At 65.6% G+C, this 20,884-nt stretch carries 21 protein-coding genes; 6 read left to right on the forward strand and 15 right to left on the reverse strand.

Features of this window, described 5'->3' with window-relative positions; genetic code table 11:
- The first annotated feature begins 171 nt into the window (after positions 1–171).
- Both ASF98_RS18160 and ASF98_RS18165 read left to right on the forward strand, forming a co-directional pair.
- Positions 172–1,017 carry a hypothetical protein gene (locus tag ASF98_RS18160; protein WP_055804771.1) on the forward strand — a complete coding sequence of 282 codons (846 nt, stop codon included), beginning with the start codon at positions 172–174 and terminating at the stop codon, positions 1,015–1,017.
- 290 nt (positions 1,018–1,307) lie between these two features.
- Positions 1,308–2,033 carry a hypothetical protein gene (locus tag ASF98_RS18165; protein WP_055804773.1) on the forward strand — a complete coding sequence of 242 codons (726 nt, stop codon included), beginning with the start codon at positions 1,308–1,310 and terminating at the stop codon, positions 2,031–2,033.
- Positions 2,034–2,105: 72 nt separating this feature from the next.
- On the opposite strand, the gene ASF98_RS18170 is transcribed toward ASF98_RS18165, so the two are convergent.
- Together ASF98_RS18170 and ASF98_RS18175 are read right to left on the reverse strand one after the other, a co-directional pair.
- A complete protein-coding gene (locus tag ASF98_RS18170) occupies positions 2,106–2,801 on the reverse strand; it encodes a redox-sensing transcriptional repressor Rex (protein WP_055804776.1) in 696 nt (231 codons plus the stop codon).
- A 78-nt stretch (positions 2,802–2,879) separates the two neighbouring features.
- Positions 2,880–3,134 (reverse strand): glutaredoxin family protein, encoded by a 255-nt coding sequence (locus ASF98_RS18175; protein ID WP_043483637.1) that lies wholly within the window; start codon positions 3,132–3,134, stop codon positions 2,880–2,882.
- 97 nt (positions 3,135–3,231) lie between these two features.
- Between ASF98_RS18175 and ASF98_RS18180 the strand changes: the two genes are divergently transcribed.
- Positions 3,232–4,050: an HAD family hydrolase gene (locus ASF98_RS18180; RefSeq protein ID WP_055804779.1), complete on the forward strand. Its 819-nt coding sequence runs from the start codon at positions 3,232–3,234 to the stop codon at positions 4,048–4,050.
- Between the two features lie 123 nt (positions 4,051–4,173).
- On the opposite strand, the gene ASF98_RS23820 is transcribed toward ASF98_RS18180, so the two are convergent.
- The 8 genes from ASF98_RS23820 to ASF98_RS18215 form a co-directional block, all read right to left on the reverse strand.
- Positions 4,174–4,272 carry a 30S ribosomal protein bS22 gene (locus tag ASF98_RS23820; protein ID WP_003792170.1) on the reverse strand — a complete coding sequence of 33 codons (99 nt, stop codon included), beginning with the start codon at positions 4,270–4,272 and terminating at the stop codon, positions 4,174–4,176.
- A 183-nt stretch (positions 4,273–4,455) separates the two neighbouring features.
- On the reverse strand, positions 4,456–4,668 hold the full coding sequence (locus ASF98_RS18185) for a helix-turn-helix domain-containing protein (protein WP_055804781.1): 213 nt from the start codon (positions 4,666–4,668) through the stop codon (positions 4,456–4,458).
- Between the two features lie 168 nt (positions 4,669–4,836).
- Positions 4,837–5,961 (reverse strand): 3-deoxy-7-phosphoheptulonate synthase, encoded by a 1,125-nt coding sequence (locus ASF98_RS18190; RefSeq protein WP_055804784.1) that lies wholly within the window; start codon positions 5,959–5,961, stop codon positions 4,837–4,839.
- Between the two features lie 345 nt (positions 5,962–6,306).
- Positions 6,307–7,317 carry an acetylxylan esterase gene (locus ASF98_RS18195; protein WP_055804787.1) on the reverse strand — a complete coding sequence of 337 codons (1,011 nt, stop codon included), beginning with the start codon at positions 7,315–7,317 and terminating at the stop codon, positions 6,307–6,309.
- A gap of 150 nt (positions 7,318–7,467) precedes the next feature.
- Positions 7,468–8,964 (reverse strand): rhamnulokinase, encoded by a 1,497-nt coding sequence (locus ASF98_RS18200; RefSeq protein WP_055804789.1) that lies wholly within the window; start codon positions 8,962–8,964, stop codon positions 7,468–7,470.
- Positions 8,961–10,997 (reverse strand): bifunctional rhamnulose-1-phosphate aldolase/short-chain dehydrogenase, encoded by a 2,037-nt coding sequence (locus tag ASF98_RS18205; protein ID WP_055804791.1) that lies wholly within the window; start codon positions 10,995–10,997, stop codon positions 8,961–8,963. The genes ASF98_RS18200 and ASF98_RS18205 overlap by 4 nt, the downstream gene beginning before the upstream one ends.
- Before the next feature lie 4 nt (positions 10,998–11,001).
- The gene (gene rhaI, locus ASF98_RS18210) at positions 11,002–12,168 is read right to left on the reverse strand and encodes an L-rhamnose isomerase (RefSeq protein ID WP_055804794.1); all 1,167 of its coding nucleotides are present in this window, start codon (positions 12,166–12,168) and stop codon (positions 11,002–11,004) included.
- Positions 12,169–12,246: 78 nt separating this feature from the next.
- On the reverse strand, positions 12,247–12,603 hold the full coding sequence (locus ASF98_RS18215) for an L-rhamnose mutarotase (protein ID WP_055804797.1): 357 nt from the start codon (positions 12,601–12,603) through the stop codon (positions 12,247–12,249).
- A gap of 225 nt (positions 12,604–12,828) precedes the next feature.
- On the opposite strand from ASF98_RS18215, the gene ASF98_RS18220 reads away from it, so the two are divergent.
- The 3 genes from ASF98_RS18220 to ASF98_RS18230 all read left to right on the forward strand — a co-directional run bounded on the left by ASF98_RS18220 (position 12,829) and on the right by ASF98_RS18230 (position 15,917).
- On the forward strand, positions 12,829–13,869 hold the full coding sequence (locus ASF98_RS18220) for a LacI family DNA-binding transcriptional regulator (RefSeq protein ID WP_055804799.1): 1,041 nt from the start codon (positions 12,829–12,831) through the stop codon (positions 13,867–13,869).
- Positions 13,870–13,928: 59 nt separating this feature from the next.
- Positions 13,929–14,960, forward strand: a complete 1,032-nt coding sequence (locus ASF98_RS18225; protein WP_055804801.1) for an alpha/beta fold hydrolase — start codon at positions 13,929–13,931, stop codon at positions 14,958–14,960.
- 126 nt (positions 14,961–15,086) lie between these two features.
- Positions 15,087–15,917, forward strand: coding sequence for an oxidoreductase (locus tag ASF98_RS18230; protein ID WP_055804804.1), 831 nt, complete (start codon positions 15,087–15,089; stop codon positions 15,915–15,917).
- Here ASF98_RS18230 and ASF98_RS18235 read toward each other — a convergent pair.
- Genes ASF98_RS18235 through ASF98_RS18255 form a run of 5 tightly spaced genes read right to left on the reverse strand, consistent with a single transcriptional unit; the run spans position 15,914 to position 20,745 of the window.
- The gene (locus tag ASF98_RS18235; RefSeq protein ID WP_082506924.1) at positions 15,914–16,615 is read right to left on the reverse strand and encodes a DUF1961 family protein; all 702 of its coding nucleotides are present in this window, start codon (positions 16,613–16,615) and stop codon (positions 15,914–15,916) included. The two genes, ASF98_RS18230 and ASF98_RS18235, sit on opposite strands and share 4 nt — an antisense overlap.
- A complete protein-coding gene (locus ASF98_RS18240) occupies positions 16,616–17,335 on the reverse strand; it encodes a rhamnogalacturonan acetylesterase (protein WP_055804807.1) in 720 nt (239 codons plus the stop codon).
- Between the two features lie 37 nt (positions 17,336–17,372).
- Entirely contained in the window at positions 17,373–18,245 is an 873-nt protein-coding gene (locus tag ASF98_RS18245) for a carbohydrate ABC transporter permease (protein WP_055804810.1), read from the reverse strand.
- A complete protein-coding gene (locus tag ASF98_RS18250; RefSeq protein WP_055804813.1) occupies positions 18,245–19,219 on the reverse strand; it encodes an ABC transporter permease in 975 nt (324 codons plus the stop codon). Before ASF98_RS18250 ends, ASF98_RS18245 begins: the two co-directional genes overlap by 1 nt.
- On the reverse strand, positions 19,216–20,745 hold the full coding sequence (locus tag ASF98_RS18255; protein ID WP_055804816.1) for an extracellular solute-binding protein: 1,530 nt from the start codon (positions 20,743–20,745) through the stop codon (positions 19,216–19,218). Before ASF98_RS18255 ends, ASF98_RS18250 begins: the two co-directional genes overlap by 4 nt.
- Positions 20,746–20,884: the final 139 nt, after the last annotated feature.

Raw genomic sequence — 20,884 nt, forward strand, 5'->3', positions numbered from 1 at the left:
GGTGCTGTGCTTAATCCGGCTGCTGAACCTGACCGGCGAGAATACCTCTGCGGAATGATCCATCGGGCCACCGCAGCGGGGTACGGTGGAACCAAACCATGCTGGGGGCAGGGGAACCGTCACTGATCCCGGTACCCGTTTTGTCAGTAGTCGACCCGCGAAGGACCAACTATGAGCACGCCTCCAGCCACCCCGAACGAACCCGAGAACGGCAAGCCTGGCCCCGACGCTCCCCAGTACGGGCAGAACGCGCCGCAGTCACCTGCCGCCCCCCAGTACGGGCAGCAGCCCCCGGCCACGCCGCAGTACGGCCAAAACACGCCGCCGGCCGCTCCCCAGTACGGGCAGAACGCGCCGCAGTACGGGCAGCAGCCTCCCGCTGCCCCCCAGTACGGCCAGAACGCGCCGCAGTACGGGCAAAACGCACCCCAGTACGGACAGCAGCCTCCCGCTGCTCCCCAGTACGGCCAGCAGCCCTACGGCCAGGCGCCGCAGCAGTACGGCCAGTCCCCCTATGCCCAGTACCCGTCCGAACAGCCGCAGGGTCCCGGAGCCGGCGGGGTTCCGAAGATGGTCAACAATGCCTTCTGGATGATCATTGCAGCGGGCGCCCTCTGGCTCATCTCCCTTCTGGTCGCCATTCCCGCGCTGGATGATCCCGCCATGCGGAGCACGTTCGAGGAGCAGATGCGGGCAGGCGGTGCAGACATCGATTTTGAATCGATCAAGGGCGTTGTCATCGGAACCATGGTTGTGATGGGCCTCATCGGTGCCGGGCTCTACGCACTGGTTGCCTTCAACGTGCGCAAGGGCAAGAACTGGGCGCGCATCCTGGGCACCGTTTTTGCTGCCCTCTCGATCTTCAGCCTGCTTCCGCTCAGCATCGGCACCATCGCCGTCCTGCTCGGGATCGCGGCCATCGTGATGCTCTACCTCCCGGCATCGGCCCCGTACTTCCAGAAGCAGCAGCCGTTCGGCGGTCCGTACACCCAGCCGGGCAACCCCTACGGCCGCTAACTCACACCGAAGCACCACACCACAGCACAGCACAGCACAGCACAGCACAGCACCACTGTTCCACACCCGGAGGGCGTGGACTTTGGACGGCACCCGCGGCATCAGTCGCGAGCCTCCGGAGTCCGCGCCCTCTGTGTTTGGCCGGCAACCTCTTGAGCGGAAATTGAGCCGCAAACTATGCCCAGAACGCCCTTCCGCACGGTACCGTGTTACCAAAATCACGCTGGGGGCAGGTGAGGTGGCTGATCCCGGTGCCGATTACTGAGTAACCGACTCGCAAAGGATCACTAATGAGCACTCCGCCCGTCCCGCCGTCGTATCCCAGCGATCCAAGCGGCGGTTCCTACGGCCAGCAGGCACCGCAGTACGGGCAGGATCCGTCCGCCTTTGCGCAGGCACCGCAGTATGCGCAGGCGCCCCCGTACAGCCAGCCCGCGCCGCAGCAGTTCGGGCAGGCGCAGTACGGGCAGGCTCAATATGCGCAGCCGCAGCAGTCCGGGAAGCCCCAGTACTTCGCCTACCCCTCGGAACTGCCGCAGCAGGGAACCTCGGGCACCGCCGCTCCCCCGCTGGTCAACCTCTCGTTCTGGCTGCTGATCGTCGCGTGCGCGCTCTGGGTGGGCTCCGTGTTCCTGTCAATAGGTTCCATCGACGACCCCGCGATGCGGAGCCAGTTCGATGCCAGGCTGGCCACCAGCGGAGCCGACGTGGATTTCGAGGCCGTGAAGGGCGTCATTGTGGGAATGGTGGTGCTGATTGCCGCCGTCGGCGTGCTGCTGTACGCGCTGGTGGCGTTCAACATCCGAAAGGGCCGCAACTGGGCCCGTGTCCTGGGCACCATCTTCGCGGCGTTCTCCCTACTGGGCGTTCTGCAGATGGGACTCGGAACGCCGTCCATCCTGGCCGGCGTCGCGGCGATCGTACTCCTGTACCTCCCCGGGTCAGCGCCGTATTTCCGGAAGTACCAGCCGTACGCCGGCCCCTACGGGCAGCCGGGCTACCCCTACGGCCGCTAGCGGCGGCACGACTCGACGACGGGATTACCCGACGGCGGGATTCGACGACGGCGGGAGACCCGGCGGCGGGGATTACTCGCCGTCGTCGGGGTTCTGGATCCGCTGGGCGTGGTAGGCCAGGATCTGCAGCTCGGTGGCCATGTCCACCTTGCGCAGGTTCACGCCCGGCGGCACCTGGAGCATCACGGGCGCAAAACTGAGGATGCTTCGCACGCCGGCCGCGATGACGCGGTCGCACACGCCCTGGGCCACGGCGGCCGGCAGGGCGAGCACCACCATGTTGGCACCGGTCCGCTGGAGGACAGGTTCCAGGTCCGCGACGTCGCTGACGCGCAGCCAGCCCACCTCGTTGCCCACCACCATCTGGTCGGCGTCAAAAATCGCCACCACGTCGAAGCCCCGCGATTCGAAACCGCCGTACCGTGCCAGGGCCTTGCCGAGGTTACCGGCGCCCACGATTGCCACTTTCCAGTCCCGGGTGAGTCCGAGTGCGGCCGAGATGTTGCGGCTGAGGTACTGCACTTCGTAGCCGACGCCCCGGGTGCCGTAGGACCCGACGTGCGAGAGGTCTTTGCGGAGGGTGGACGAGCTGACGCCGGAGGCTTCAGCGAGGGACTCGGACGAGACGCGTTCGACGCCTTCGGCCAGCATTGTGGTGAGGGCGCGCAAATAGATGGTCAGCCGGGCCACGGCTGCGGGCGGAATCTGCTTGGCCGCAGTTCCGCTATCCCCATGGACAGCCTCGGGGGATGAATCCAGCGAAGTCACTATCTGCTCCATTGCGTCGCGTTGTGAGTCCACTCTAGAGCCCCCTCCGCACTGCCAACAAAGCAGAAGTCGCTGCGCCTATTTGGCCACAGCCTGGCGTAGGATCCGCTCCAGCCGGGTTTCGTCGATCTTCCAGAAGTCCCGCTGGATGCCGTCCACCAGGACAACGGGGATCTCTTCGGCGTAACGCTCGCGCAGCTCCGGCTGGTTGTCCACCAGTTGTTCCGTCCACTCGAGTCCCAGTGCCGCAGTGACCCGTCCGACGGCGTCGCGCGCCGCCTCGCAGAGGTGGCAGTCAGCTTTGGTGATCAGGACGACGTCGGGTTTTGCCATGCCTTAACCGTAGCCCGGCCGCCGCCCGGCTGCGACGGCAAGCCCGCGACAGCGTGGACTCGACGGCGTGGACTCGACCATTGACTAGACTCAAGTCATGCCCGAGGAGAAGTACGTCGCCGTAATCCGGCAGCCGGCCGGTGCGCTGCAGCACGGCGAGGCCGCCTTCTTCGACGTCGACAACACCCTCATGAAGGGCGCCAGCCTCTTTCACGTGGCCAGAAAGATGCATCAGCGCGGCGCGTTCACCCTGCCGCAGGCGGCAGGCATGGCCTGGAAGCAGTTCAAGTTCATTCTCCGCGGCGAGAACATGGATGACGTCCATGCGGTCCGGGACTCGGCCCTGACGCTGGCGGCCGGCATCACCGTGGAGGACATCAAAGCCCTTGGCGAAGAAGTCTTCGACGAAATGATCGAGTCCAGGATCTGGCCCGGCACCAAGGCACTGGCCCAGCAGCACCTCCGGGTGGGGCGAATGGTGTGGCTGGTGACGGCGACACCCATCGAGGTGGCCACCGTGATATCCACCCGGCTGGGCCTCACCGGGGCCCTGGGCACCGTCGGCGAAGTCAAGGACGGGGCGTACACCGGCCGGCTGGTGGGCGACATCCTGCACGGCCAGGCCAAGGCTGTGGCTGTCCAGGGCATCGCAGACGCCGAGGACCTGGACCTCAAGCGCTGCTGGGCCTACAGCGACTCACACAATGACATTCCGCTGCTGAGCATGGTGGGCCATCCCGTGGCGATCAATCCCGACGCCCGGCTCCGCCGCCACGCCCGGGACAACAACTGGCCGGTGTACGACTTCCGCTCCGGACGCCGCGCGGCCACGCTTGGACTGAAGGCCGCCACTGTCGGCGGCGCCGCCTACGGCCTGTGGCGGGGCTTCACCCGCTTCCGCGGCCCCACGGTTTAGGACTCTGCCGCGGCGGCCGGCCCGGAGGCGCCCGGCGCAGCACTGCGGCCGGGACCTGTCAGGGCCCAAAGAAAAATGCCCGCTGCCAAAGGCAACGGGCATCTCACGCTGTAGGAAGTATCTCTACTTCTTGTTACGGCGCTGGTGGCGGGTCTTACGAAGCAACTTGCGATGCTTCTTCTTGGCCATACGCTTGCGACGCTTCTTAATAACTGAACCCACGAAAGTTCCTTACAAACTAGATGGAGTACCTGTCTGATGGAAGAGGTCCGTGGACTAGGCAACAGACTAAACAACAAACAGATTCTTACAATAACGAAAAACGTTCCCTAACAGGGTACCGCTTATCCGGCGCTCCCACTGACCCCGCCCGACCGCACACCTTGGTTGCGGCCGCTGCGGAGGTTAGGCGGTGTCCGTCTGGCCTTCCACAACAGCACCTTTGACGTACTGTTCGACGGCGGACTCGGGCACCCGGAAGGAGCGGCCGAACCGGACGGCCGGCATCTCTCCGGAATGGACAAGGCGGTACACGGTCATTTTGGAAACGCGCATGAGCTCGGCCACTTCGGCCACAGTCAGGAACTGAGCGTTCGAGAAGTTAGACTCTGCGGACATTTCCCTTATTCCTTTGTTAACAGCTGATAAAGGCAACCCCATTGAAACCCCATTGCGGTGTGCCGATGCTGAGCCATCAACCTACCCTGTGCTAGTTACTCTAGTGGCTGATGGTGCCATTGTGAAAGTCATTTTGAGTAACCACTTTCGCTGAACCACTAGGGACTTTCAGCCCTGGCAGGCGCCCCGGCGCTTGCGGGCTGACGATGCCAGCTGGCCCAGTACCGACGCCGTGACGTCCCATTCCATACAGGCATCCGTCACGCTCTGGCCGTAGACCAGTTCGTCCGTACCGGCGGCGTGCTCGGCCACGTCGAGGTTCTGTGCCCCGCCCACCAGGAAGCTCTCCAGCATGACGCCGGCAATCGCCGCGGCTGCCGCTCCGCCGTCTTCCAGTTGCGCGCCGATTTCAAGGGCCACCTCGGCCTGGCGGTGATGGCTCTTGCCGCTGTTGGCGTGGCTGGCGTCCACAATGAGCCTGGGGTTGAGCTGCTTGGCCGCCAGCTTGGCGGAGGCGGCTTCGACGTCGGCCGCGGAGTAGTTGGGTCCCTTGCGTCCGCCGCGGAGGATCACGTGCGTGTCCGGGTTGCCGGCCGTGGCCACCAGCGCGGCCCGGCCGTCGCCGTCGATCCCGAGGAACGCCTGGGAGGCCGCTGCGGCACTGCAGGCATCCACTGCCACCTGGAGGTCGCCGTCGGTCCCGTTCTTGAACCCGATGGGCATGGACAGCCCGGACGCCAGCTGGCGGTGGATCTGGCTTTCCGTGGTGCGTGCACCGATGGCGCCCCAGGACACAAGGTCGGCCATGTATTGCGGGCTGATGGGTTCCAGGAATTCCGTGGCCGTGGGAAGGCCAAGCGACGTGACCTGCTGCAGGAACCGGCGGGCTGCCCGCAGGCCGGTGGCGATGTCGTGGCTGCCGTCCAGGTGGGGATCGTTGATGAGGCCCTTCCAGCCCACCGTGGTGCGGGGCTTCTCGAAGTACGTCCGCATCACGATCAGCAGGTCTTCCTTGTGCTTCTCGGCCTGGCTCACCAGTCTGCGGGCGTATTCCAGGCCGGCCTTGGGGTCGTGGATGGAGCAGGGGCCCACGATCACCAGCAGGCGGTCGTCCACGCCGTCCATGATGGCCCGGACTTCGTCCCTGCCGCGTTCGACGACATCTGCCACCCGGGCGTCAAGCGGCAGTTCCGCGATCATGTCCTGGGGTGACGGCAGTGCCTGGAATTCGCTGACGCGCAGGTTTGAGGTGGACTTGGAAGGCTGTGTTTCGGTGGCTGCTGCGGTGCTCATGGGTGCGGGGTCCTGTTCCGGAAGGTGCGGAGCGGGCCCAGATCAGAACCCGCCGGAGAAATGGCGAAGGGCAGAGAATGATCTCTGCCCTGTTGGCTCTGAAGGAAAGTTGGATGCGTGTCAGTTAGACGCGGGCCCCTCCAGAGCCAACGAAAAATACGCATACCAACGGTTAGTCATAGCCAAGACCATAACCGCGGAAACCATCCGCCGCAAACCCGGAGGCGTCACAAAACTCCACCGACGCCCTCCCCCGGCTCACCGCCCTCCCCAACTGACTCGCAGTTAACGCTCCGAAATCGCGTTTTCGGAGCGTTAACTGCGAGTCAGTTGGAGGCGTAGGCATTACCCGAGCAGCTTGCGCAGGTACTCGAGCTGGCGGTTCCACTGGTGTTCCTGGCCGCCCTCATGGTTGTTGAACCGGTACACCTCGATGTCCTTGGCCGGCGCCCCGCTGCCAGCGCCCGCGCCGTAGGCGTTGAAGCTGGCAAAAACGGTCGACGGCGGGCAGATGTCGTCCGCCTGCGCGGCCGAGAACAGCGCCGGCGCCGTGGCCGCCCGGCCCAGGTTGACGCCGTCGAAGTAGTTCAGCACGGCGAGGATCGACTCATATCGGTCGCGGTGGCGGGCGAGGAATGCGGCGATTTCCGGATAGGGCCCGCGCGGGGTGATGTCGATGGCGCGGGGGAAGTCCTGCAGGAACGGAACGTCCGGCAGCGCGGCGATCACGCCGTCGAGCCTTCCGGCCGCAAGCCCGGCCACGGCAACGGTGATGCCGCCGCCCTGGCTGACGCCGGCAACCACTACCTTGGAGGCGTCGACGGCGGGATGCGCCTGCGCCGCCTCCACCGCGCGGAAGGCATCCACATAGACCCGGCGGTAGTAGTAGTCCTCGCGGCTTCCGGCGCCGCGGGTCATCAGTCCTGCGTGCGCCACGTCGCCGGCGGAGGGGTGCGGGTCCGCGGTGTGCCCCAGGAGTCCGCCGTAGCCCTGCCCGCGGGTGTCCATGATGAAGTGCGCGTAGCCGGCCTGCGCCCACTTGGTGTCCTGGTTGGACAGCCCGCGGCCGCCCGAATAGCCCGCGTACTGCACGACGACGGGGAGGGGCTCGTCCGCCGGGCGGTTCGCCGGCAAGTGCAGCCAGCCCTTCACCGGGGAACTGCCGAATCCGGCAAACGTAACATCGAACGTGTCTACTACCGTGAGGTAGTTGTCCACGGGCTCGAAAACCGCGTCCAGCGGGTACGCCCGGGCTTCGCTGATGGTGCGGTCCCAGAAGGCATCGAGATCCGCCGGCGCGGTGACGCCGGACGTGTAGTTTCGGAGCTGCTCAAGCGGTAGGTCGAAAAGGGGCATCGGGATTCCGGTTCTGTGAAGCGGGCTGACATAGGCGTTGTAGAGATCGTGTCAGGCAGTCGCAGTGGTTGCCAGCCGCCGTGGCGCCAGGTTGAGGACTGTGTCCGAGTGCGGCCTGGGGTTACGTTCCTGGACGTGGCCGCGCACCTCTCAGACCAGCGCCGCCTGAAAGCTTTCCAGGGGCTGCGAGCCCCGCACCAGGGCCCGCAGCTCGCCGAGCCCTCCCGACACCACGCCTGCCGCCCGGGCCTGGACCAGCACGTTGCCGAGCGCGGTGGCCTCGACCGGTCCGGCGATGACGCGCTTGCCGGTGGCGTCGGCCGTGAGCTGGCACAGGAGCCGGTTCTGCGAGCCGCCGCCCACGATGTGCACAACATCGACGGGCACATCGGCGAGGCGTTCGGCGTCGGCGATGGTCCGGGCGTAACCCGCGGCGAGGCTGTCCAGGATGCAGCGGGTGATCGCGGCGGGGTTGTCGGTGAGGACCGCGCCGGTGTTGCGGACGGCCGCGCGGATCCGTTCAGGCATGTTGTCCGGGGCGATGAAGTAGGGGTCGTCGGCGTTGACCTGGGGTCCGCCGAACGGCAGCGCCGCGGCGCTGGCCAGCAGCTCGTCCAGCGTCGCCGTGTAACCCTGCTGAGCCCAGGTGCGCTGGCATTCGCTGAGCAGCCAGAGCCCGCCGACGTTGCGGAGGTACCGGATGGTGCCGTCCACGCCGCGTTCGTTGGTGAAGTTCGCCTGCCGGCTCGCATCGGTAAGCACGGGCTTCTTCAGCTCGACCCCGACGAGCGACCAGGTTCCCGACGAGATGTAGGCGAAGTTCCCGTGTTCGGCCGGGACGGCGGCGACGGCGGACGCGGTGTCGTGCGATCCGACGGCCACCACTTTCGTGGCCTCGGCCAGCCCGGTGCGGGCGGCGATGCCGGGCAGCAGGGTTCCGACCGTTTCGCCGGGCTGGATCAGCGGCGGGAACAGCTTCTTGGGCAGGCCCAGGGCGGCCAGGAACTCGGTGGCCCACTCCCCCGCGACGGCGTCAAACAGGCCCGTGGTGGAGGCATTCGTTGATTCCGTGCGCCGCTGCCCGGTGAGCAGGAACGCGATCAGATCCGGGATGAGCAGGGCCTGCAGCCCGTCCAGGTCCTTCTCGGTGGCCAGCTGGTAGATGGTGTTGAACTGCAGGAACTGCAGGCCTGTGGTGGCGTAGAGCCGCGCCGGGTCGAGTTTCTTGTGGACCCGGGCGACGGCGGCACGGGACCGGTCATCGCGGTAGCTGAAGGGCTGGGCGATGAGGTCCCCGGCCGCATTCACCAGGCCGTAGTCCACTGCCCAGGTGTCGATCCCGATGCTGCTGATCGTCTCGCCGCGCCCGGCCGCGGTGCGGGCCGCGGCAGTGAGCCCGGTCAGCACCTCGGCGAACAGGGCGTCGAAATTCCAGCGCAGGCCGCCGTCGGACTCCACCACCCTGTTCGGGAAACGGTGCACCGTCTCCAGCTTCGCTGTGCCTTCAGCACCGGCGCTATCCGAACCGGCACGGCCGGAAACACGGCCGAGGATGACCCGGCCGGAGGAGGCACCGATATCGACGGCAGCGAAGACACTGCCGGCGAACAAACCGCCGTCGATATCGGTTGATGGCACGTTACTCATCGCAGGAAGGCGGCGGCCACACCGGCGTCCACGGGAATGTGGAGGCCGGTGGTGTGGGACAGTTCGGCACTCGTCAGGACCGCGGCGGCGTTGGCCACGTGCTCAGGCAGGACCTCGCGCTTGAGCAGGGTCCGCTGGGCGTAGTACTTGCCCAGTTCCTGCTCATCCACACCGTAGACCGCGGCGCGCTTTGCGCCCCAGCCGCCGGCGAAGATCCCTGAGCCGCGGACCACGCCGTCGGGGTTGATGCCGTTGACGCGGATGCCGTATTCGCCCAGTTCGGCCGCGAGCAGCCGGACCTGGTGGGCCTGGTCGGCCTTGGTGGCGGAGTAGGCGATGTTGTTCGGGCCGGCGAACACGGAGTTCTTCGAGGAGATGTAAATGATGTCCCCGCCCATGTCCTGGTCGATCATGACCTTCGCCGCGGCCTTGGCCACCAGGAACGAACCCTTGGCCATGACGTTGTGCTGGATGTCCCAGTCCTTCTCCGTGGTTTCCAGCAGCGGCTTGGAGATGGAGAGCCCGGCGTTGTTGACCACCAGGTCCAGCCCGCCGAACGCCAGCACCGCTTCCTGGATCGCCGCGGCGATCTGGGCTTCGTCGGTGACGTCGGCCTGCACGCCGATGGCCACGTCCGGCCCGCCGAGCTCGGCAGCGACAGCCTGGGCGTTCTCAAGGTTCAGGTCCGCAATCACGACGCAGGCGCCTTCCGCGGCGAGGCGGGTGGCGATGGCCTTGCCGATGCCGGACGCCGCACCGGTCACAAGGGCGATGCGGGTGGCGTGCGACTTCGGCTTGGGCAGGCGGGCCAGCTTCGCTTCTTCCAGCGCCCAGTATTCGATCCGGAACTTCTCGGATTCCTCGATCGGGGCGTAGGTGGAGACCGCCTCGGCGCCGCGCATCACGTTGATCGCGTTGAGGTAGAACTCACCGGCAACGCGGGCGGTCTGCTTGTTGGCGCCGAAGGAGAACATCCCCACACCCGGGACCAGCACGATGGCCGGGTCCGCGCCACGCAGGGCGGGGGAATCTGCGTCGGCATGGCGGTCGTAGTAGGCCTGGTAGTCCTCGCGGTAGTCGGCGTGCAGCTCATGCAGCCGGGCGATGGAGTCCTCCACCGAGGCGTCGGCGGGCAGGTCCAGGATCAGCGGCTTGACCTTGGTGCGCAGGAAGTGGTCCGGGCAGGAGGTGCCCAGGGCTCCCAGCCTTGGGTGCTCCGCAGACTCCAGGAACTCAAGCACGACGGCGTCATCACTGAAGTGCCCCAGCTGCGGTTTGTCCGTGGACGCCAGCCCGCGGATCACCGGTGCCAGCGCGGCGGCCTTGGCCCGGCGTTCTGCTTCGGGGAGTGCGGCGTAGCCGGGAAGCTTCGCGCCGAACGGCTGCGGACGGCCGTTTTCGGCGATGTAGTTTTCGGCCTGGTCGATGATCCAGAGCGAGTTCGCTTCCGCTTCCTCGCTGGTGGCGCCCCAGGCGGTGATGCCGTGGCCGCCCAGGATGGTGCCGACGGCCTGCGGGTTGGCTTCCTTGATCGCGGCGATGTCCAGGCCAAGCTGGAAACCGGGGCGGCGCCACGGCACCCACACCACCTTGTCACCGAAGATCTTGGTGGTCAGTGCCTCCCCGTCCACCGCGGTGGCAATGGCGATGCCCGAGTCCGGGTGCAGGTGGTCCACGTGCGCCGCGTCCACCAGGCCGTGCATCGCGGTGTCGATCGACGGCGCAGCGCCGCCCTTGCCGTGCAGGCAGTAATCAAAAGCGGCCACCATTTCGTCTTCGCGGTCCACCCCGGGGTAGACATTCTTCAGTGCGTTCAGCCGGTCCAGGCGGAGCACTGCCAGGTTTTCGGCTTTCAGGGTGCCGAGGTCCCCGCCGGAGCCCTTGACCCAGAGCAGCTGGACGTCCTCGCCCGTGACCGGGTCCTTCTCGGTGCCCTTCGCAGAGGTGTTGCCGCCGGCGAAGTTGGTGTTCCGCTTGTCCGCACCCAGGCGGTTGGAACGTGCAATCAGGTCTTCAACAGTCTTGTTAGTCATGCTCTTATGCGCCCCATCCGGCCTGGTGACCGCCCACGCGGTCTTCGTTGATCTGTTTCTGGTAGCCGCTGGCCCTGAAGGCCGCCAGCGGGTCCGCGGGCAGGCCGCGGGACTCGCGCCAGTCGGCCAGGATGGGCCGGACGTCTGTGTAGAAGGCATCGTTGAACACCGCATTCGCGGCCAGGACATCGCCGGCGCGCTGGGCTTCGCCCAGGGCGGCGGTGTCGATCAGCAGCGCCCGCGCGGTCATTTCCTGGACGTTGAGGACGGAGCGGATCTGGCCCGGGATCTTCTCTTCCAGGTTGTGGCACTGATCCAGCATCAGGGCCACACCGGAGTCCTTCCCGAACCCGCCGCCGCGGATCACCTCGTGCATGATGCGGAACAGCTGGAACGGGTCCGCCGCACCGACGATCAGGTCATCATCGGCGTAGAAGCGGGAGTTGAAGTCGAAGGAACCGAGCTTGCCCAGGCGCAGCAGCTGCATGACGATGAACTCAATGTTGGTGCCCGGCGCGTGGTGGCCGGTGTCCAGGCAGACGAACGCCTTCTCGCCCAAAGCGAGGGTCTGGGCGTAGGACGTGCCCCAGTCCGGAACGTCGGTGTGGTAAAAAGCCGGCTCGAAGAACTTGTACTCCAGCACCAGGCGCTGGTTATCGCCCAGGGCGGCGTAGATCTCCTGCAGGGACGCGGCGAGGCGGTCCTGCCGGCCGCGCATGTCGTCCTGGCCCGGGTAGTTGGTGCCGTCCGCCAGCCAGATCTTCAAATCGCTCGAGCCCGTGGCGTGCATGATCTCCAGGCACTCGAGGTGGTGATCGATGGCCCGGCGGCGCACTGAATCGTTCGAGGAGGTCAGGGAACCGAACTTGTACTCGTCGTCCTGGAACGTGTTCGAGTTAATGGTGCCCAGCCCCACGCCCAGGCCCGCCGCGTACTCGCGCAGGGCGGCGTAGTCATCCACCTTGTCCCACGGAATGTGCAGGGCAACGGTGGGAGCCAGGCCGGTCAGTTCGTGCACCTTCGCGGCGTCGGCGATCTTCTCCTGCACGGTCCGCGGGGTGCCCGGCGTGCCGAACACCTTGAAGCGGGTGCCCGAGTTGCCATAGGCCCAGGAGGGTACTTCAATGGCAAGCTCTTCCAGCCTGCCCAGCGCCGTTGCTACGTCATTCATGTTGGTTATTCCGGTCTCTTGTGTTGCTGCGGTATGGGGGTGGTGGTGCTGCGGCCCCGCTGCTGGAGCCTGGGTGACTCAGCGTGCTGTGGCCTCCGCCGCCGCAAGCTGATCGTCAAGATTGAAGACTTCTTCGAGGACCAGGAACCCTTCGTCGGGGGCTTGATCCGTGTTGTCCGGATTGTCAAAAAGAGAGGCCATCTCCGCCTGCCAGCGGGCGTTGACTTCCGTGAGCGCCATCCGCGCCCTCACGGCGTCGAAGTCGTCGCATTCCACGTAGCCCACCAGCAGCCCGTCCGTGCCCAGGAACAGCGAGTAGTTGTGCCAGCCCGCATCCTTGAGCGCGCCCAGCATCTCCGGCCAGACGGCCGCGTGCCTGCGCCTGTACTCATCGATCAGTCCCGGTTGGACGGAGGAGCGGAAACACACCCTCATCTGCGACTCTCCTGAATTTCGGATTCTTTGAATCGTTTCATTGTTACGATTCAAAGTACTCTTGAAGTCGAGTAGGTGTCAAGCATTTGTCAGTGGATGAAAACCGTTTATCCGGGAATGCCGTTTCGCTCGCAAGGGAACCCGCACCGGGCAAGGACAATTGGCGCGAGGGGTGTGATCCGGGCGTTTGCACACGCGGCCCCGCACGAGAGAGCTTGGAGAAACATGTCACGGTCAGCCAGCATCAAGGATGTTGCGAACCATGCCCGCGTAGCGGTGGGCACGGTTTCCAATGTCCTGAACTACCCGGACCGGGTGTCACAGCGGACCAAGGATCGGGTTCTGCAGGCCATCGACGAGCTCGGGTTCGTCCGCAACGACGCAGCGCGCCAGCTCCGGGCCGGGCACAGCCGCACCATCGGCCTGATCGTGCTCGACGTCGGCAACCCGTTCTTCACTTCCGTGGTCCGCGCCGCCGAGGATGCCGCCGCCCTGCAGGGAAGCGCCGTCCTGCTCGGAGACAGCGGCCATGATGCGAGCCGCGAGTCGAACTACATCGACCTCTTCCAGGAACAGCGGGTCCAGGGCCTGCTCATCTCGCCGGTGGGCGATGTCACCGAGCGCCTCGACCAGTTGCGCGAACGCGGCGTGCCCACCGTCCTGGTGGACCGGCTGGCCGACGAGTCCAGGTACAGTTCCGTTTCCGTTGACGACGACGCCGGCGGCTACCTTGCGGCGCGGCACCTGCTGGACATCGGCCGCCGTCGGCTCGCTTTCGTGGGAGGCCCGACGTCGATACGCCAGGTGGCGGACCGCCTCCAGGGGGCGCAACGCGCCGTCGCCGAGGTTCCGGACGCTTCCTTGGAAGTGTTGGATTCCGCCGGGCAAACGGTCCTGGCGGGCCGCGGCGTGGGCGACCAACTGGTCCGCCGCAGCGCCGGCGAACTTCCGGACGGAATGTTCTGCGCCAATGACCTGCTCGCCCTGGGCGTGATGCAGTCCCTCACCATGCTCCACACGCTGCGGATTCCGGAAGACATCGCCCTGATCGGCTACGACGACATCGACTTCGCCGTGTCCGCCGTGGTGCCGCTCTCGTCCATCCGCCAGCCCACGGAAGCACTCGGCCGGACCGCCATCGAGCTGCTGACCGAGGAAGTGGACGCCATGGGATCCGCCTCGGACCGACCCCACCACCGCGCCGTGATCTTCACTCCTGAACTGGTGGTGCGGCAAAGCACGGCGGGTGCCGCCACCCCGGAGTAGGCGCGCCGGGAGGACGCTCAGGCCCTTGCCTGCGATACCCCATGGGGGTATCTTGAACTATGCCGTTGCGCTCCTTTTTCCGCCGCACCCGTTCAGCGCCGGGCCGGCCGCTGCCTCACGGAAATCGACGACGGCGGGCACTCCGGATCGCCGTCGCGGCCGTGTTGACGATCATCGGTTTGCTGGTGGCCTCCACAGCGGCGAATCTCGTCCTGGAAGGGACTGAACGCTCGAATGCCGTGGCGTACGGGGAGAAAGTCCGGATCGACCAGGGCACCATCAATGTCTCCCGTTCCGGGGAAACCGGTCCGACGATCGTGCTGCTCAGCGGGCTGGGCACGCCCGCCCCGGTGCTGGACTTCGCTCCGCTGGTGCGGGAACTGACAGGTTTCCGGGTGGTGGCGGTGGAGGGTTTCGGCTACGGCTACAGCGACATGACCGCCCGGCCCCGGACCATCGAGAACATGAGCGAGGAACTTCATACCGTGCTGTCCACACTCGCCGTCGACCGACCGTACATCCTTGCCGGGCATTCAATAGCAGGCTTTACCACCCTGTACTACGCCAACAAGTACCCTGCGGAAGTGTCTGCCGTTATCGGCATCGACCCCTCGGTGCCCGCCGGCATGGCCTCCGAACAAGATCCCGCCCACACCGATGCGCCGGCCGCAGGCAACTTCTGGGAACGGCTTCCTTCGACCACCGGCCTGGTCCGCTGGGCCGCGGCGTTGGGCCTGGCAGACCCGGCAGGCGACAACCACACGCCGGAAGAACGCGAGCAGATGCGCATGCTGGCCAGCTGGAACTACGGCAACGGGGCGCTGACCGACGAAACGAACCGGGTGGCCGAGAACGCGGCGAAGCTCCGAGCGCTCAGCTACCCTGGCCACGTTCCCGTCCTTGAGTTCCTGTCCCGGGAAACGATCAACCAGCAGCCGGCATGGCTGGGCTCCCACGAACGCCAGCTGCAACATGTGGCGCGCCACGAGCTGGTCATCCTCGACGGGAACCACTACCTGCACTGGACGCAGTCCAAGGCCATGGCGACGAAAATAGCCGAATTCCTGAAACCGGCCGGCACCGTTCCCTGACCATCCGCGGTCCAATCGTGCGCCGGATCATCAGTTCGGGAGGGGCTACCAGTACCCGTATCAAGAGGCCCTCCCGCCGGGGATCCACTTCCAGTTGTATGGGCATAAACAACGAAAGGAACACCCATGGCTACCTGGCTCATCACAGGATGCTCCACCGGACTCGGCCGCGCCCTCGCCCAGTCCGTGCTCGCCCGCGGCCACAACGCGGTCGTCACCGCGCGCAACGCCTCCACGCTGCAGGACATCGCGGCTGCTTACCCCGACACAGCCCTGGCCCTCCCCCTTGACGTCACCGACACAGCACAGATCAGCTCAGTGGTGCAGCAGGCGCGGACGCGGTTCGGCGGCGTCGACGTGCTGGTCAACAATGCCGGCTACGGCTACCGCGCCGCCGTTGAGGAAGCGGACGACGCCGACATCCGGCAACTGTTCGACACCAACGTTTTCGGCGCCGTCGACATGATCAAGGCAGTCCTCCCGGACATGCGGGCAAAGAGGGCCGGGCACATCCTGAGCATCTCCTCCATCGGAGCGCGGATCAAGCCGGCCGGCTCCGGATACTATTCGGCCACCAAGGCGGCCCTGGAGGGCCTGTCCGGTTCGCTCCACAAGGAACTGCAGCCGCTCGGCATCAACGTCACCGTCATCGAGCCCGGCGCGTTCCGGACTGACTTCGCCGGCCGCTCCCTCACCCAGTCCGCGACGGCCATCGCGGACTATGCGGAGACGGCCGGGAAGCGACGCAAGGAGAACGACACGGTCCACGGCACCCAGCCCGGCGACCCGGCGAAGGCCGCCGAGGCCATCTTGGCGATCGCCGAAAGCGCGACCCCGCCGTCCCTCCTGGTCCTCGGCCAGGACGCGTTCAACGCCTTTGGCGCCGTCGCCCAGGCAGAGCGCGCGGAACTGGACGAATGGCGGGATCTCAGCCTCAACACGAGCATCGAAGGCTAGAGCTTCTCCACCGTGAGGTTCCGGTAGGCGGCACGTAGCGGCGCCATCTGCCGGAACCCGAGATAGCCCCCGCCCAGCACCCTGTCCGAGGAATCGGTCCATTCGAAGAGGGGCAGCCCGTTGATGGAGAACGCCACGCGCGGGCCGTCCTTCACCAGTTCCATGCGGTAGAAATCCCTGGCGTCCTCCGCCGGCGGCAGCGGGTCCGCGCCCTGGGCCACCAATTCGAAGCCGGCACTTTTCCGCAGGTTGCAGGTCCGGAAGGCACGCTCGGACTCGTACTTGTGCCGGAAGTAGGACACATGGAGGGCATCGATGTCACCCGAGTGGTATTGCGGGTAGAAGCCCGTGCGCCGGGCGAGTCCAGCCGAAAACAGGTCCTGCCCGCCGTGACCCGTCGCCGAAAAGAACAGCATGGCCAGCCCCGGCTCCGCCAGGGGCAGGAACTCCCAGCTGATCCGGATGCCGTCCGGGAACTCCACCGGACACCAGAAGGTCCAGTGCGCGTGGTCCCCGAACTCTTGATCGTCCAGTGCGCCGGAAAGCTCCAGGGCACTCCCCGTGCTGCCCTGCCGGAGCGGCCCCTCGGCCACCCAGCCGGACACGTCCGCCGGACCGGCAAGCGGGTTGCCGTAAAGCAGTTCCGTACTGGCCGGGTCCGTCCTGACCGGGCCCGTCGTGAGCCGCGGCGCGCCCACTCAGCCCCGTCCCGCCGTCGTGAGTCCCGCCGTCGTGAATCCCGCCGTTGTGCTCGTTTGCGAGCCCGGCAGGGCATCCGGTCCGAAGCCGAGCACCCCGAGCCGGCCGGCCACTTCGCCGGCGACCAGGGAGGCACCGTACCCGGAGAAGTGCGTGTTGTCGGCCAGTCCGTCAGCCCAGTGGGCGTGCCCGCCGGGACCGAAATGGCAGAACAGCGGCTTCGATTCCTCGACGCCCAGCCCCGGGTAGAGCGCGCGGGTCCAGGCGTTGAGGTCGACGACGGCGAGGTGCAGTTCGAGCGCGATCTCACGGACCACTTCGGGATAGTCCTCCAGGCTGTCTTCCAGGGTGCCGTCCGCCAGGAAGTGCCGGCGCTCCACCGACGTGCAGAGCACCGGCACCGCCCCGAGCGCCTGCACCTCCGCCACCATCCGGCGCAGGTTTGCCGCGTAGCCCGTCCTCGCGGCCAGATGGGGGCGTTTCTGGTCGTTGTGGCCGAACTGGATGAGCACCAGGCTGCCCTCCTCCGCTGTGTCCAGGAGCTGGCCCCAGAGCCCCTCTTCAACGAAGGACTCCGTGCTGGCACCGCCTTTCGCGAAGTTGTGCACGGCAGCCCAGGGGTGGACGTACCGGGGCAGCTGCGCGCCCCAGCCGCTCATGGGGTACTCGTGGGTGGGACAGTTGGCCACAGTGGAATCACCGGCGAGCAGTATTTTCATGCTGTTCTTTCTGTTGGGGCGTCCTGGAGGTGCTAGCTCAGCCCTTGACGGAGCCGATGAGCATGCCTTTGGCGAAGTGTTTCTGCAGGAAGGGGTAGAAGATCAGGATGGGCAGGGTGGCCACCACGATCACTGCGAATTTGATGCCCTGTTCGGGCGGGATGTAGTTCGGGTCCACGTTGCCGGCGCCCAGGAGGTCGGACGAGGCGGTGACCTGGCGCAGGTACATCTGCAGGGTCCATTTGGAGTTGTCGGACAGGTACAGCAGGGGCGACATGAAGTCGTTCCAGATGCCCACGGCGTAGAAGAGCGCGAACGTGGCCAGCACGGGTTTGGACAGCGGCAGCAGGATCCGCCAGAGGATTCCGATTTCCGTGGCGCCGTCCATCTTGGCGGACTCTTCCAGCTCGGCGGGGAGTTCCTGGAAAAAGTTCTTGATGATGATCAGGCTGAACGGGTTGATGGCTGCCGGCAGGATCAGCGCCCAGTAGCTGTTGAGCAGGCCGAGGTCCTTGATCAGCAGGAAGGTGGGGATCATGCCGCCGGAGAACACCATGGCGAAGACCACCAGGGACAGGATCAGCTGGCGGCCGCGGAGGTTCCGCTTGGCCAGCGGGTAGGCCATGGTGACCGTGAGGATGAGCTGGACCACGGTGCCCACTGCCGTGACCAGCACGGTGGTGACAAGCGCCCGGATGAACGCGGGCGTGGAGAAGATGTACTCATAGGCTCCCAGGCTGAACTGCTCCGGCCAGACGAAGAAGGCCCGGCGGGTGATTTCCGCGTCGGTGGCAAAGGAGCCGGCGAACACGTAGACGAACGGCAGCAGTGTCAGGACGCCGATCAGGGCCAGGAAGACGTAGTTGGCGGCGTCGAAGATCCGGCCGCCGGTGGTGTTGTGAATCTTCATTAGAACAGTCCGCTCTGGTTGAACCGCTTGGCCAGGGCGTTGGTGCCGAAGATCAGCACGATGCCCACCAGGGACTTGAACAGGCCCACCGCGGTGGAATAGGAGTACGCGCCCTGGGTGATGCCCACGAAGTACACGTAGGTGTCGAAGACGTCGGCCACGTCGCGGTTGAGGGCGTTGGTCATGAGGTAGATCTGCTCGAAGCCGGTGTTTAGCATCTGCCCGATCGCCAGGATGAGCATCACGATGATGGTGGATCGGATCCCGGGCAGGGTGATGTGCCAGACCCTGCGGAACCTGCCGGCGCCGTCGATGATCGCGGCCTCATACTGGTCCTGGTCCACGGTTGCCAGGGCTGCCAGGAAGATGATGGTCCCCCAGCCGGTGTTCTTCCAGATCTCCTGGAGCACAATGAGCGGCCGGAACCATGCGGGGTCGGACAGGAAGTCGATGTCCGTGCCAAGCACTGAGTTGATGAACAGGAACAGCGGCCCGAAGTCCAGGGCGAACAGCAGGAAGCTCAGCGACGCCACGATGGTCCAGGACAGGAAGTGCGGGATGTAGACGAGCGTCTGGACCGTGCGTTTGAGGATGGACAGGCGGACCTCGTTCAGCAGCAGCGCCAGGACGATGGTCAGCGGAAACGCGATCCCGAGGTTCAAGAATGCGAGGATCAGGGTGTTGCCCAGCAGCCGGCCGAAGTCCGGGTTGGAGAAGAAATCCTGGAAGTGCTGGAAACCCACCCAGGGGCTTGCGTTGACGCCCAGGAACGGGACGTAGTCCTTGAACGCGATGGACACCCCGTACATCGGGGCGTACCGGAACACCGCAAAGTAGATGACCCCCGGCAGCAGGAGCAGGTACAGCCACTTGTAATGCGCGAAGTGGACGGCAAAGCGGCGTCGCCGCCCCGGGGCAGGCGCTGGTGGCGGCGCCTGCTCCGGGGCTTTGACGTCAACGGTGGACGTTGTCACTTGCTGTCCTGCCAGAGCTTGTTGATCTCTTCCTGGACCTTGTCGCCGCCGCTGGTCTTCCACAGCTTGATGGCAACTTTCAGGCCCTGCTCGTCGGTCTGGCCGGCCAGGTATTTGATCCGGGCGTCAGCCACGATGTTGTCCAGCTGCGCGCCCTTGGCAACGTAGGTGGGCGAAACGAACGCCGCGGCCGGGTTGTAGACGGCGCTCTTCAGGTCCTCCGCCATGACCTCGACCCGCTTGTCAAAGACTTCCTGTTCGTAGGCCGAGGCCTGCTTGACGGGGTAGAAGTTGTTGCCCGTGACGTTGGTACCCAGCTGCGCGTAGCTCTTGATGTCCGTGGCCACGGTCTTGCCTTCGGGGGTTTCGGGTTTGATGGTGGCTGCCTTGCCGTCCTCGACAGTGAAGTTGACGCCTTCGATGCCGTTGTTGAGGAGCGCGGCCACTTCCTTGGAGTTCATCTTGTCGAGGAACTGCAGAACGTTCTTCAGTTCAGCCTCGGTGCGGACGCTGGTCTTGGGCACCGCCAGGAAGCCGGAGTAGCCATCCGTGGGATGCGTGTGCAGTTCGCCGTCCGGGCCTTGGAGCCCTCCGACGAAGCCCACCTTGTTCTGGAAGTCGTTCGGGTTGGCCTGCTTGAACAGGTTGATCAGGACGCTGACGCGGGAGTCGACGTCGACGATGATGCCGCCCTTGCCGTTGAAGAACGGTTCGTTCCACTTGGTGCCGTCAAAGGTGGCAAAGTCCGGGTTGATGAGCTTCTCGTCTACCATCTTCTTGACGAAGCGGTTGGCTTCCAGGAACTCCTCGGTCTCGAAGCTCGGGATCAGTTTTCCGTCCCTTTCGGTCCACCGGTTGCCCGCGCCGTACCAGGTTTCAATCATGTCGTACGGACTGTTGGTGCCCAATGCCCCAAACTTGGGAACGGTGATGCCCCACGTGTCGTTCTGGCCGTTGCCGTCCGGGTCCTGTTCGGTGAACGCTTTGGCCACCTTGTACAGGTCCTCCGTGGTTTCGGGAGCCTTCAATCCGAGCTTGTCCAGCCAGTCCTGGCGGAACATGACGGCCGACCGGATGGGGTTGCGGGCACGGAAGACGCCGTAGACCTTGCCGTTGACGCTGGCGTTCTTCTCGACCTCCGGGAAGGTGGTCTTCAGGTTGGGGTACTCCTCCAGCTTGTCCGTGAGGTCCCAGAAGGCCCCGGCCTCGGCGTTCTTGACGAAGCCCGGGGACTTGCCCTGGACCACCATGACCTGCGGGATCTCGGAGGAGGCGAGCGTGATGTTCATCTTGTCCTCGTAGGACGCGTTCGGCGTCCAGGTGATGCTCACGTTCTTGCCGGTGAGCTCCTCCAGCTTCTGCTGCACGGCGCCGTCGGCGGACGGCGGCTGCGCCTCCAGGAACGGCGCCATGATGGTGATCTTCGAGGAATCCGCAGCCGGCGCTTCACCTCCGCTGCAAGCCGTGAGGGTCAAGGCGGTGGCGGTCACGACGGCGGCCGCCAGGCTGAGTTTTCTACGGGTCATGATGTTTTCCTTTTCCACTTCTTCGAGGTCGGTTGGGTCAGTTTTTGGGGCTGACTCTGGAGTCAGATGGGTGTTCGGGAAGTCCGGGGCAACTTTTGATACGTTTCATTTGGTTGCCCGAAAAAGTTAGCAACGCTAA

The sequence above is a fragment of the Arthrobacter sp. Leaf337 genome (assembly GCF_001423745.1).
GTDB lineage: Bacteria > Actinomycetota > Actinomycetes > Actinomycetales > Micrococcaceae > Arthrobacter.